The following is a 14009-nucleotide window of genomic DNA, read 5'->3' on the forward strand; positions in this document are numbered from 1 at the left end:
TAACGGACTTAGCCAGTTATACCGCCTCTCAACCCATTTAGCCTGCTTCCGCAAAATTCAAAGACACTTTTACCTCTCATTTCCACCTGCAGCGAGTCTCCTTGTTTACTTATCATCCGGTTCTCATCATCCGCTATTTTTCACATTATATAGCTTCAACAAACCACCATTTGTTACTTCAACAACAGCATTTCTGCCGTTATTTCAGCACAACCAACCCTCTGCTCCTGAACAACAGCAGTTCTGCCGTTATTTAGATCCACATTCGTCTTCAGACGAGTTGATCAGAAAATTCGTATCCCCAATTTTATAAATATCTTATCCATAATGGAATGTAATCATTATTTCCGAAACGATAAAAAAGTCATCCGGTTGCAGAGATTTTCTACAAGCAGATGACTTTTGGTATTCCTTGATTAGACGGTTACGGCCTATACGTTGAAACGGAAATGCATGACATCGCCGTCCTGCACCAGATATTCCTTGCCTTCCAGACGCAGCTGTCCGCGTTCCTTGGCACCGTTCATCGAACCGGCTGCCAGCAGATCGTCATAAGCTACGACCTCCGCACGAATGAAGCCGCGTTCGAAGTCCGTATGAATGACACCGGCTGCACCTGGTGCTTTGGTTCCCTTGCGGATGGTCCAGGCGCGAACCTCCTGCACACCTGCAGTAAAGTAAGTGTAGAGACCCAGCAGCTTATAGGCTGCCTTGATCAGGCGGTTCAGACCGGATTCCTGCAGGCCCAGCTCTTCCAGGAACATCGCTTTGTCTTCGCCTTCCAGTTCGGCAATCTCCGCTTCCACCTTGGCGCTGATCGGCACCACTTCGGCATTCTCGGCAATAGCAAATTCACGGACCTGCTGAACGTAAGGGTTCTCGTCGGCAGCAGCCACTTCGTCTTCTCCTACGTTAGCCGCATACAGCACTGGCTTCAGGGTCAGCAGATGAAGATCGCGCACAATCAGACGTTCATCATCGGTCAATTCTACGCTGCGCGCAGGTTTGTCTTCGTACAGAGCTTCCTTGATGCGCTCAAGCACTTCTACTTCCTGGACGTATTTTTTGTCGCCGCCCTTGATGTTTTTGCGGGAGCGTTCGATGCGCTTCTCCAGGCTCTCCAGATCGGCCAGAATCAACTCCAGGTTAATCGTCTGAATGTCACTGACCGGGTTTACTTTGCCATCGACATGGGTCACGTTCTCATCCACGAAGCAGCGCACCACATGAACAATCGCATCCACTTCACGGATATGCGCCAGGAACTTGTTGCCCAGGCCTTCGCCCTTGCTCGCCCCGCGTACGAGACCGGCAATATCCACGAATTCAAAGGCAGTCGGAACCGTCTTGTTCGGCTGCACCAGCTCTGTCAGCTTATCCAAGCGCTCATCCGGCACTTCCACGACACCCACGTTCGGGTCAATTGTGCAAAAAGGATAGTTGGCGGATTCTGCTCCCGCCTGCGTAATTGCATTGAATAATGTGGATTTCCCCACGTTGGGAAGTCCTACGATACCAGCTTTCAAAGCCATTTATATGACAACTCCTATTTTCGGTTGGATTGATCACCGCATAATTTCCAGGTTTGATCTCAACCATTATATATTAGAACAAAACCGCCAGCAACAGCGGATGTCCGGCGGATGTGTCAGATAAAGGGCGGTGGTCCGCCCCGTGATGCAGCCCGCAGCGGCTCCGCCGGCCCCTGCAAAGGGGCGTCTTCATTCTCAGCAAGAATAGAAGGAGACTTGATAGCTTCAATTCTACGATTTTCTCCAGGTTATAGATCCTTCGACATGGTGATATCGGTGACGGCAAAACCCGCTTTTTTGTAAAGCTCAAAAGCACGGTTGTTCTGGCCGAATACATGCAGGCCGATTCTGGTTATCTTCAGCTTACGGGCTTCCTCATCCAGTGCAAGCAGCGTCTGTTTGCCGTACCCTTTTCCCTGGAACGCTTCAAAAACATAAAAATCATAAATAAAAGCTTCACGCCCGTTGCGTCCCTCGCTTACGTTGAACCAGATATATCCGGCCTGAGTATCGGTCTCCGTCTCTACTATAGAATAAAGATAAGCCCCTTCCGTGTTGAGCCCCTCAGGCAAAAATCGGGTCATCTCATCTTGGGACAGCTGCATAGCCGTCTCGACATCCCATGAACCGGCTTTGATTTTGTCCTCCGCATAATCACGGGTGGACTGGCTTAAAAAAAATTGAAATGTAGTTTCGTCCATCTGGACCAGTCTAATCATGGTTTTGTGCCCTTCCTTATTCCTTATTCCTTATTCTCTAATCATGTCAACATCTAATCAGGCGGTGAGTCCCGCGGAGTGCCGCCAGGTCCGGGGCGCCGATGCCGAACATCGCGGTCCGCAGCTCCAGCTCCACCTGGGCCAGCGCCTGATCCAGCGTCTCCTCGGACGCTACAGCCGGACCCAGCAGATTCCGGCCGAAGCCGGCCAGATCCGCGCCGAGCGCCAGTGCCTTCGCAGCATCCACACCGTGCCGCAGCCCGCCGCTGCCGATCAGCGCTCCGTGCTTCGAGGCCGCCCGCACCTCTGCAATGCACTGCGCGGTGGGAATTCCCCAATCCGCGAAGGCCTCAGCGGCAGCCCGCCGGACCGGATCGCTGCTGCGGAATTTCTCGACTTGGCTCCAGGAGGTGCCGCCAGCGCCCGCCACATCGACAAAGGCGACCCCGGCACCGTACAGCCTTATTGCCGTTTCTCCATCAATGCCCCAGCCGACCTCTTTGACGCCGACGGGAATTTCCAGCTCTCTGCACACGCGCTCGATCCGGGTTAACAAGTCAGCAAATCCGGTATTCCCTTCGGGCTGAAAAACCTCCTGAATCCCGTTCAAATGCAGAACCAGCCAATCCGCACCTGCGATCTCTACAGCCCGGCGGCATTCTTCCACGCCAAAGCCGTAAGACAATTGGACCGCTCCGATATTGGCGATGACAGGAATGCCCGGGGCCTTATCGCGGACCCGGAAAGACGCCGCCAGCTCGGACCGCTCAATTGCCGCCCGGATGGAGCCTACCCCGAGCGCCCAGCCCCGGCGCTCGGCGGCCTCCGCCAGCCTGGCATTAATAGCGCCGGTAGCAGCACTGCCACCGGTCATGGAGCTGATCAGCAGCGGTGTGCGCAGCTCACGCCCCAGGAAGACTGTCCGCAGGGAAATGTCATCGTAATTCAGCTCGGGGAGCGCATTATGGCGGAAGCGGTAATGCTCAAAGCCAGCCGTAATGCCGCTGGCCCCGACCTCCTCGTTCAAGCACAGCCTTACATGTTCAATCTTGCGTTCTCCCGTCGTGGGTGAAGGCAGCAGAGACTGATGCCCGGCAGGTTTTGCCGCCTGCGGTGCGATGCCCGTTGTTTTTGATATTTTATGCGTTGACTCTTCCTGCGGTATCTGGCCCATGCTGTAATCCCCCCTTCCAAATGATCTATGTATACACGGCGGGGCCGATCTCCCGCATTGATTTTTACATCAGAAGGTTAAAGAAACCTTATTTAGTCTGCTAAGTTGGAATTGTATCAATTGACTGCCAGCACGCTTCATTATAGCATATCCGCATCCCACAACCACGCGCGGCCATTTACGGGACCCATGTGTCCATTGTTTCAGGTGTGATCAGCAATGGATGGACCGCTTATATTCCTCATTCCTGTCATCAGGCGTTGCTGCTGCTTCAGTTTCCCTCTGCGGGTGTTAAATAGTTGGATACCCTGCCGGAGCATACTAATAGTACAAGTTTACTCCGCATTACATTCAGGAGGAACCCATGCATCCACATAACTACACTGCCCCGCCGGAGGCACCGGAATCCACAAATGCCAACGGCCATAATCCGGTCCCGCATTACCGTAAACGTTCGCACCACCGGCGCCGCAAATGGATCTTATGGATGATTGGGCTCCTTATGCTCTGGCTGGCCGGGGTGATGGTATACCAGACCCATAAGCCCCTTCCAGCGGGGATTTCTTATGAGAGCCCTGTCTATACAGCGGACCGCGTTTATTTTTGGCATGATCTCACTTATCAGGACCAGAACGGGAACCAGCAGCGGGAAGAGCAGATTCTGCCCCGTATTCTGCAGATTATCGCGGAGTCCCGGCAGTTTTTGGTAATCGATCTGTTCCTGTTCAATAATTACACCCATAAAGACCAGCAGTTTCCTGCGGTAAGCCAGGAGCTGACCGATAGGCTGGTCGCACAGCAGGCGGCCTATCCCGATATGGAGATCGTCTTCATTACGGATGAAGTGAACACCAATTACGGATCTGCTCCGAATCCGCTTCTGGAACAAATGAAAGCGGCTGGAATCAAGGTAATCCTGACCGATGTAGATCCGCTGCGTGATTCAACTCCTGTCTACTCCGCCGTGTGGCGGACCTTCATCCAGTGGTTCGGGCAGTCGGGAGTAGGCTGGATTCCCAACCTTATGGCCAGCGGCGGACCGGACATTACCGCCCGTTCTTATTTGAAGCTGCTCAATGTAAAAGCCAATCACCGCAAAGTGGTGGTCAGCGAGAAAACCGCTTTGATCTCTTCGGGCAATGTGCATGATGCCAGTGCCTATCATTCCAACATCGCACTGGAAGTGCAGGGCCCCATCATCGCGGATATCCTGAAAACTGAACAGGCGGCGGCCGATCTGTCTGCAGCAGGCCCGATCCTCAGCAAGCTGCCCGAAGTGACCGGTGAGAACACCGCGCAGACCGGAAGCCCGCTGGAGATGCGTTATTTAACCGAGGGCAAAATCTATAAATATGCACTTCAGGGCATCCGCTCTGCGGGGCAGGGCGATACATTATGGATGGGCATGTTCTATCTGGCCGACGACAGGATTCTGGATGAGCTGGTGAAGGCATCCGCACGCGGAGCCGATATCCGGCTCTTAATGGACCCGAACCAAAACGCCTTCGGGCGGGATAAAATCGGGATCCCCAACCGTCCGGCAGCCATGGATCTGAATAAACGCACGGGCGGAAAGATCGCCATCCGCTGGTATAATACCGGCAAGGAGCAGTACCATACCAAGCTGATGTTCATTGCCAAGGCCAGCGGACCTTCAATCGTTCTGGGCGGCTCAACCAATTACACCGCACGTAATCTGGATGATTATAATCTGGAAAATAATCTCTGGATTGCCCTGCCGAAGACCCAGCCGCTTTATGCGGAAATGGAAAGCTACTTCAACCGGCTGTGGGGCAACAAGGATGCACAATACAGCCTGCCGCTTGAAGCCTACCAAAGTGATGTGACCTGGATGAAGTATGTCCTGTTCCGGATGCAGAAAAACCTGGGCTTCACTACCTTTTAAGGGCAGAATCCCCGCTTGGCTCGCAAGCCCAATGCAAAAGACCGCTAGACACCTGCACCCAGCAGGGTCTGACGGTCTTTTCTAATATCACGCGCGCATCTGGAGATGCACGATTGGCAGCCGTATGCCCCTCATAGCTCAGGTCTTACTACAGCAGTGGAGACATCAGCCTTGCCGCCGATTCCAGCACCCGCTCCAGCAGCCGTTTGTTCATAAACGTCTCATGCACAATCTGGCGGGTCGACAGCAGGTCGCGCTCAAAGTCGGCCACAATCCGGGAGACACTTTCCGTCTGCAGCAGCAGCGCATTGACCTCAAAGTTCAAATGGAAGCTGCGCATGTCCATGTTCGCTGTGCCTATGGTTGCAATTTCGCCATCGGTGATCAGCAGCTTGGAGTGAATGAAGCCCTTCTCATACTCATAGATCTTCACACCGGATTCCAGCAGCGCCGGGAAATAGGAGTGTGAGGCCAGAAAAGGAAGCCATTTATCCGGTTTGGCCGGGAACAGCAGCCGCACATCCAGCCCGGACATCGCGGCTACCCGCAGCGCCGTTAAAATATCTTCATCCGGGATAAAGTATGGGGTAGCGATCCATACCGACTTTTCCGCCGAGGTGATCATCGAGAAGAAAATATTTTTCAGCGCACGGCGCTCGTTATCCGGCCCGCTGGCGATAATCTGTACCGCCCCGTCGCCATTCGTGAACCGCAGCTGCGGGGAGAGGTAGTCCTGCTCGAGAATTTTTTCGCCTGTTGTGTGCATCCAGTCCTGCAGGAAAATAATCTGCATCGTCCGCACCGCTTCACCCCGGAGCAGCATATGGGTATCGCGCCAGAATCCGTAGGTCTTGCTGCGGCTGAGATATTCATCGCCAACATTCAGCCCGCCCATGAAGCCGACATCTCCGTCAATCACGACAATTTTGCGGTGGTTGCGGTAGTTGACCCGGCTGGAGAAAAAAGAAGTGGAATTGCCGTAGGCCGCCACCTGAACTCCGGCATCGCTTAATTCCTTCAGAAAGGCGCGGGACAGCTGAATGCTTCCTACCGCGTCATACATAAATCTGACGGCAACGCCCGCACGGGCTTTTTCAATCAGAATCTGCTGAATGCGGGTCCCGATATGATCGGCCCGAAAAATATAATATTCCATATGGATATGGTGCTGCGCCTGACGCAGCTCCAGCAGCAGTGTGCCGAACGTTTCCTCACCATTGGTCAGGATGCGTGTCTCGGAATTGAATGAAATCGGGGTTCGTGCCAGCCTCTGCGACAAGCCCAGCAGCTTCTGCCGGGTGGTGTCAAAGATCGACCAGTCCTGATGCATGCGCAAAGCATCATTCTCAATCCGCTCATAGGCCATCTGGTCACGTTGAGCTTTTTTATCATATTTGCGCCGTTTGAACACATTTTGTCCGAACAGGAAATAAAGAATGAGTCCCACCACCGGAATCAAGGCCAGCAGCAGAATCCATGACATCGTAGTGGAGGGATTACGGTTCTCCATAAAAATACCGAGGCCAATGGAAATGACAGTCAATGTAGAGAAAACACTGACAATGGTCCCGACGGTGCTGCCCAACAAGCCGAAGCCAAAGTAATAAAATGCCAATAAAGCTGCAATAATGACTATAGCTTGCAATCCTCTTCTCATAGATAACCTACCTTCTCTTTCTGCCTTTCATCACGAAAATGACACATTTATATATTACATGAAGAATCTATTTCTTCCTAGCCAGTATCCGCTGCAAAACAGTAATTTCAACAATAATGTAACCTCTCGGCCGCCTTCAACGTAGCAACATTTGAAATGGCTCCCGTTCTATACTATAATCGGTTTGACTAAGGAGTCAATTACAGAACTCCTGGGTCAGAGAGGAGTCGCTTTCTTTGGCAGCTGATAAAACTACGGATAAAAAGGAGCAAATTATCAAAACAGCCATGCAGCTATTCGCTGTGAAAGGCTCGTCCTCCACTTCCATGCAGGAGATTGCCGAGTTATGCGGGATATCCAAGGGCAGTCTCTATCTGGTATTCAAATCCAAGGAGGAGCTGGAGCGCAGCATTTATATATATTGCTTTCGCATGATCCGCGATCCCTTGCAGCAGGAAGAACAGAACAGCTCAAGAACGCCGCGCGAGAAGCTGCGCAACCAGATTGAGATTCTGCTTCACCATGTGTACGAGCTGCGCGAGTTTTTCCAGCGGCAATTTCAGGAGCTGGCCGGAAAAGGAATGACAGATGCGCCCGAATGGCTGCGCAAGATTAATGGTCCATTGCTGAAGTGGAGCCAGAATAAGCTGGAAACCCTATATGGAAAGGAGGTCCTGCCTTATACAGGAGAATTGTTCCTGCTCGGGCATGGAATGATTCATTCCTATATTTTTTTGCTGTTCAACCACGAGTCTTTCGTTTCCATTCCGCGTCTTGCCAACCATCTGGTGGATGTATTGGACATCGTGGTAGCAGGTCTGCACGCCGGCCGGCCGGCCCCCCTGTTCTCCTCCATAGCCCTGGAGAGCTGGATGGAGAATTATGAAGCCGGCAGCCACCGTAATCCTTTGCAGCTCCTCAAAGAAATGAAGGAACGGTTGCATGCCGGCTCCGGGGCAGACCCGCACAGTACAGAGGATGCCTTGGAATCGATAGCCATTCTGGAAAGCGAAATTCTCATGCCTCATCCGCGCAAGGCGATTATCCTGGGGATGATTGGCAACCTCCAGAGCTATCCTGCGGTTCATCCGCAGCTGGAGGATCTGAAGAAACTATGTTCGTTTCACATGCAGGGTGTATGCGGTTTTCATGAACCCGGCATATAGCGGCAGCAGAGAGAGAAAGACGGATAGGCAGTACATGCAGATTTTATACTGGAGGCGTTCCCTACGGAAGGCCCGAGAGGAGCAGAAACGTAACTTATGAAAAGCCTCATTAACTTTTCGCTCAGAAACAAATTCGCTATTTGGCTTCTGACCATTATTATTGTGTTCGCCGGTCTGTACAGCGGCCTGACCATGAAGCAGGAAACACTGCCTAATATCAGCATCCCTTATCTCAGTATCACAACCATTTACCCGGGAGCTGCACCTGAGGGCGTGGTGAACGATGTCAGCAAGCCGCTGGAGCAGAAGCTCCGCAATGTGGACGGCGTGAAGACATTGACCTCGAACTCGCTCGAAAACGCCTCAAGCATCACCATTGAATTTGATTACGGCACAAATCTGGATAATGCTACGGCAGCCGTGCGCGAGGCGCTGAATGAAGTTGCCCTGCCGGATAATGTGCAGAAACCGCAGATTTCACGGTTCAGCCTGAGCTCTCTGCCGGTGATTTCACTCAGTTTGTCCGACAACAGCTCCTCCGATCTGGAGAGCCTGACCCGCATCGCCGAGAATGATATCCGTCCGGCTCTGGAAGATATCGAAGGGGTAGCCTCCGTGCAGATTGCCGGACAATATGTCAAAGAAGTCACGCTGAAGTTCAACCAGGATAAGCTGAAACAGTACGGGCTGACCGAGGATACCATTAAAGGAATCGTCCAAGGCTCTTCCCTGCGCGTGCCGCTTGGACTCTTCACAATGGAGGAGTCGCAGAAAGCCGTTGTTGTGGATGGCAATGTTACGACCGTTGATGATCTGAAAAACCTGAGCATCCCCGTTGTGCCCTCCGGCGCAGCAGGTGCGGGTGCAGCTGGCGGAGCCCCGGCAAGTGCAGGCACACCTGCAGGTACAGGTGCAGCCGGTGGAGCCGGAGCAACGGGCGCACCCGGTAATGCCGCTGGCAATGCAGCCGGCGGAGCAGCTATGACCGGACTGCCGACCGTCAAGCTGGGAGAGCTGGCCAATATCGAGGTTACAGGGAAATCGGAGTCCATATCCCGCACCAACGGCAAGGAATCCATCGGGATTCAGATCGTAAAAGCCAATGATGCCAACACAGTAGATGTGGTTAACGGCGTCAAGGACAAGACGGATGAACTGAAGAAGCAATACAAATCGATGGATCTTACCGTTCTGCTGGACCAAGGAAAGCCGATTGAGGATTCCGTAAACACCATGCTGTCCAAGGCTGCCTTTGGCGCCCTGTTCGCCGTGCTGATCATTCTGCTCTTCCTGCGGAATATCCGCTCGACGATTATTTCCATCATCTCTATTCCATTGTCCCTGCTGATCGCAGTTCTCTGCCTGCGCCAGATGGACATTACCCTGAATATGATGACTCTGGGAGCAATGACCGTCGCCATTGGGCGTGTCGTCGATGACTCGATTGTCGTCATTGAGAACATCTACCGGCGCCTGAGTCTATCCGGTGAGAAGCTGCGGGGCCGGGAGCTGATCAGCGCGGCCACACGTGAAATGTTCGTGCCGATCATGTCCTCCACGATCGTTACCATCGCTGTGTTCCTACCGCTCGCTTTTGTCAGCGGTATGGTGGGCGAGCTGTTCCTGCCTTTTGCCCTCACGATGGTATTCGCTCTGCTGGCTTCACTGATCGTGGCGATTACCCTGGTGCCCGCACTCGCACACTCGCTGTTCCGCAACGGCCTGAAGAAAGGCAAGAACAGCCACAGCGAAAAGCCGGGCAGAATGGCTGCCGGCTATCAGAAAATTCTGGACTGGTCCCTCTCCCATAAGCTGATTACCTTCGGGGTAGCCGTGCTTCTGCTGGTGGGCAGCTTGTTCCTGATCAAACCGATCGGTGTGAGCTTCATGCCTTCCCAGGAAGAGAAAAACGTAATGCTCACCTTCTCTCCAAAAGCCGGACAAACGCTGGAAGACGTGAAGGAGCAAGGCCTGAAAGCCGAGAAATACATTCTGGCTCAAAAGCATTTGGATAAAATGCAGTATTCCATCGGCGGCGGCGGCCCGTTCGGTATGGGCTCCGGCAATTCCGGGCTGTTCTATGTAACCTATGACAGTGATACTCCGGATTTTGATACCGTCAAAGAAAACCTGATTGAAGGTCTGACCAAAGAGGTGCCGGATGGGGTCTGGGGCGATATGTCCGGCATGTCAGGCGGGGGTCTTGGCGGCAATACGCTGACCGTGAACATTTTTGGAGACAGTCTGGATCAGCTTAAGCCGGTAGCCGACGAAATTGCCGGCATTGTGCAGGCGGACACCGGCAACTTCAAGGATGGAAAGACCAGCCTCTCCGAAGCCTACGATCAATACACCATCGTTGCCGATCAGGCGAAGCTTAGTTCTCTCGGCCTTACCGCCGGACAAATAGCCATGAAGCTTAGTCCTGCCGGTACCCGCCCAGTGCTGACTGAGGTAGCGATGGACGGTAAAAATTATAATGTCTATATTGAAACTGACAAGGATACGTACAGCAGCATTCAGGAAATGGAAAAGGCTACGCTGACCTCCCCGCTGGGCATTACGGTGCCGATTGGCGAGGTAGCCAAGATTGAGAATGGCACTTCGCCGGACTCCATTACACGCGAAGACGGTAAAATGAAGGTTGATGTCACCGCTGAGATTATCTCGAGTGACGTGAACAGTGCTTCGAACAGCGTCAAGGAAAAAATCGACGCGCTCGATCTGCCGGATGGCGTGACCGTCACCTTCGGCGGTGTAACCGAGCAGATTAACGATACGTTCGGACAGCTTGGAGTTGCCATGGCGGCTGCCATTGCCATCGTGTACTTCGTGCTCGTGGTTACCTTCGGCGGCGGTCTGGCCCCGTTCGCTATCCTGTTCTCCCTGCCGTTCACCGTCATCGGTGCACTGGTTGCCCTGCTGCTGGCCGGAGAAACCCTCAACGTCTCGGCGCTCATGGGCGCACTGATGCTGATCGGGATCGTCGTCACCAATGCGATTGTCTTGATCGACCGTGTAATCCACAAGGAAAAAGAAGGGATGTCTACACGCCAAGCCTTGCTTGAAGCCGGAGCCACCCGCTTGCGTCCGATCCTGATGACCGCACTGGCGACCATCGGCGCATTGCTGCCGCTCGTATCCGGTCTCGAAAACAGCGCCGGCATCATCTCCAAGGGCCTCGGTGTAACAGTAATCGGCGGTCTGGTCAGTTCCACCCTGCTGACCTTGGTTGTTGTGCCGGTAGTGTATGAGTTCCTGATGAAATTCCGCAGCAAAAAAGTGTATGAATAAGGCTTGATGACCAATTGAAATAATAAAAAACAAGGCGCTCTTCCTTATGTGGAAGGGTGCCTTATTTTTGGAGAAATGTTATATCCTACCTATGAATATTCGTGGTATAATCACACAAGCACTGCTAAACTACCTCAAAAGAAATAGACCGCCCTACCCAAAGGAAACGGTCTATTTCTTGACTATTTTTCCGAAAGCCACCGCCCTTAAAAGCGGCTGTTGCACCAGAGAACCGTGTTAGCGCACGGTTCTCTTTTTTTTACGCTTGTTCTGGCTCTATGATAACATGCTGATCCTGTATTTCAATCGCTCACGCTAGATAATTCCCAGCCCAGCTCCGTTTACGCCATTGTAGCCGCGCTGCTCTCCAGCGAAGTCTTCCAGGCGCGCAGCATCTGCAGATCCTGCGGCAGGAATTCCTCCAGCATATGGCTGAGTCCAAGGTAGAGCGGACTATCCGTTGCGGCATTCAGCCGCTCGCAGAACTGTGGTGTCCATCTCAGCAGATGCTCTTCCAGGAAACGCTCCTGAATCTCCAGCAGCTCCATAGCACTGCGGATGGAGAAGCTGTTGTACAGCATCCGCTCATGCATTACTGCCATGAATTCCAGCTCTATGGAAATATGATCATCGGCTTCACCGCCGCATTTCTTGAAGACAATTCCTGCCGAAGCATATACATCGGAGAGCACGTTGCAGAATTCTTCCTCACGGCCCAGCTCGGCTGCTTCACGTGCCACAATAGTGCTGGCTGCACGCTCATTCATAAGGCGCATATATTCATGGGTCTCCCGCTCGCAGATCTGTGGGAGCGCTGAAGGCTCCTGGCTGCAAAGGTACCGTTTCAGTTCACGTCCGCCTTCCGTCATCTCCGCTGCGACACCAAGCTGGCGGTTTCGAATCCACTGGGCGACCAGTGACAGACTAGGCTTGCGCCCATAAAAATCCACTAATAATTGATATATTAATCCCCGGCTCTCCAACCAACGGCTGAATGCCTCCGGCACGACGAGCGATGGAACAGTTGGTATAGTCATTTTGCAAATCCTCCCTATTGGTTTGCCGGGCGCTTATCGCTTGTCTCTTGCAAGGCGGGCGTTATCCGGTCTAATCAAAGCTGTGCTCTTCGCAAAAGTGAGTGGAATGTAAACTGATAATACTTCCGCACCTAAATTATATCGGAAAAGTGAAACGCTTTCGGTGAGCATTCTATGACCATTCCCCGAAATTGTCGCACTTCTGTCAAAATTGGCCTTTGCCATTTCGGTTTCATCACATATTATTTAGGTTGTCTTGTTTCTATCCGTTATAGCCTGTGTTCACCCCCTTTCCATTTCATTACGTGCACACTGCCATAACTATCGCATTGACGGGGCTGTCAACAATCTTTAAAATTTAAAATAAATACATGCTGAAGGGAGCACAACATGGAACCCTTGACGGACCCTTTTGGACGACTGCATGATTACATGCGCATATCGGTTACAGACCGCTGCAACCTGCGCTGCATTTATTGTATGCCTGCGGAAGGAATGCAATTCCAGCCCCAGGACGAGATTATGAGCTATGAAGAAATTACCGCTGTTGTGAAGGCGCTCGCCCCTCTGGGGCTGAGCAAAATCCGTCTGACCGGAGGCGAGCCCCTGGTGCGCAAGGATTTGGACAAGCTTGTCTCCATGATTGCCGCCATCCCGGGCATTGAGGACATCTCCCTTACTACCAACGGCCTGATGCTTCCCGCCAAAGCCGCCCTGCTCAAGCAGGCGGGCCTGTCACGGGTGAACATCAGCCTGGATTCCCTGCGCCAGGACCGTTTTGCCATGATCACCCGCGGCGGGGAAGTCGCCAAAGTGCTGAAGGGGATTGAAGCCGCTGAGGCGGCGGGCCTCTCCCCGATCAAGCTCAATGTTGTGCTCATGAAGGGCATCAACGATGATGAGATCAAGGACTTCATCTCGCTGACCCTGAACAGCCCGCTGAATGTGCGGTTCATTGAATATATGCCCATTGGCAGCGCAAGCGATGCCTGGCGCCAGACGTATCTGCCGCTGGAAACCGTAGTTGAAGCCTGCCATGAAGCAGGCTGGGCCACGGAAGAGGCAGACATGCCGTCCGGCAACGGCCCTTCCCAGAACCGGCGGGTGGTCGGTGCGCGCGGAACCTTCGGGCTGATCCATCCCGTAAGCGAGCATTTCTGCGACAATTGCAACCGGCTGCGCCTAACGGCAGACGGGCACATCAAGGCCTGCCTCTACTGGGCGGACGAATACAATGTCCGTCCTCTGACCAGCGATCCCGCAGCCGTGCAGGCCTTATTCCGCCAAGCCTTGGGCAACAAGCCGCATAACCACGAAATGGCGCTCGCCCTGGAGCGTAAAGCGCAGAGTCATACCCCGACCGTGCGGCGCATGTCGCAAATCGGGGGTTAGGCGGTCACGAAACATCAAATAAACGGCAGGGCCATCCTTATCGGATCGCGCTGCCGTTTATCGGATTCTGTGTCCGCATAGCCATAAAAGTGACCTGTTTTTGCAAAATAACGCTTCTCCTGTCCGCATTAA

At 53.0% G+C, this 14009-nt stretch carries 9 protein-coding genes; 4 read left to right on the plus strand and 5 right to left on the minus strand.

Annotated elements, in window-relative coordinates; translation table 11 throughout:
- Window positions 1-431 precede the first annotated feature (431 nt).
- The 3 genes from ychF to fni all read right to left on the minus strand — a co-directional run bounded on the left by ychF (window position 432) and on the right by fni (window position 3425).
- Window positions 432-1532, minus strand: a complete 1101-nt coding sequence (gene ychF, locus PRIO_RS31230) for a redox-regulated ATPase YchF (protein ID WP_020426792.1) — start codon at window positions 1530-1532, stop codon at window positions 432-434.
- Between the two features lie 248 nt (window positions 1533-1780).
- Complete coding sequence (locus PRIO_RS31235; protein ID WP_020426791.1) at window positions 1781-2251, minus strand: GNAT family N-acetyltransferase; 471 nt, start codon at window positions 2249-2251, stop codon at window positions 1781-1783.
- Between the two features lie 46 nt (window positions 2252-2297).
- On the minus strand, window positions 2298-3425 hold the full coding sequence (gene fni / locus PRIO_RS31240; protein ID WP_082118157.1) for a type 2 isopentenyl-diphosphate Delta-isomerase: 1128 nt from the start codon (window positions 3423-3425) through the stop codon (window positions 2298-2300).
- 364 nt (window positions 3426-3789) lie between these two features.
- Between fni and PRIO_RS31245 the strand changes: the two genes are divergently transcribed.
- Entirely contained in the window at window positions 3790-5331 is a 1542-nt protein-coding gene (locus PRIO_RS31245) for a phospholipase D family protein (RefSeq protein WP_020426789.1), read from the plus strand.
- Window positions 5332-5479: 148 nt separating this feature from the next.
- On the opposite strand, the gene cls is transcribed toward PRIO_RS31245, so the two are convergent.
- Window positions 5480-6988 (minus strand): cardiolipin synthase, encoded by a 1509-nt coding sequence (cls, locus tag PRIO_RS31250; protein WP_020426788.1) that lies wholly within the window; start codon window positions 6986-6988, stop codon window positions 5480-5482.
- Window positions 6989-7224: 236 nt separating this feature from the next.
- On the opposite strand from cls, the gene PRIO_RS31255 reads away from it, so the two are divergent.
- Together PRIO_RS31255 and PRIO_RS31260 are read left to right on the plus strand one after the other, a co-directional pair.
- The gene (locus tag PRIO_RS31255) at window positions 7225-8154 is read left to right on the plus strand and encodes a TetR/AcrR family transcriptional regulator (RefSeq protein ID WP_020426787.1); all 930 of its coding nucleotides are present in this window, start codon (window positions 7225-7227) and stop codon (window positions 8152-8154) included.
- 96 nt (window positions 8155-8250) lie between these two features.
- A complete protein-coding gene (locus PRIO_RS31260) occupies window positions 8251-11448 on the plus strand; it encodes an efflux RND transporter permease subunit (RefSeq protein ID WP_020426786.1) in 3198 nt (1065 codons plus the stop codon).
- Window positions 11449-11789: 341 nt separating this feature from the next.
- Here the strand turns inward: PRIO_RS31260 and PRIO_RS31265 are convergent, their stop codons facing one another.
- Window positions 11790-12485, minus strand: a complete 696-nt coding sequence (locus PRIO_RS31265) for a TorD/DmsD family molecular chaperone (RefSeq protein ID WP_039786263.1) — start codon at window positions 12483-12485, stop codon at window positions 11790-11792.
- A gap of 390 nt (window positions 12486-12875) precedes the next feature.
- Between PRIO_RS31265 and moaA the strand changes: the two genes are divergently transcribed.
- Window positions 12876-13877, plus strand: a complete 1002-nt coding sequence (gene moaA, locus PRIO_RS31270) for a GTP 3',8-cyclase MoaA (protein ID WP_020426784.1) — start codon at window positions 12876-12878, stop codon at window positions 13875-13877.
- The last annotated feature ends 132 nt before the right edge of the window (window positions 13878-14009 follow it).

The organism is Paenibacillus riograndensis SBR5 (assembly GCF_000981585.1).
In the GTDB taxonomy this organism is placed as follows: domain Bacteria; phylum Bacillota; class Bacilli; order Paenibacillales; family Paenibacillaceae; genus Paenibacillus_AQ; species Paenibacillus_AQ riograndensis.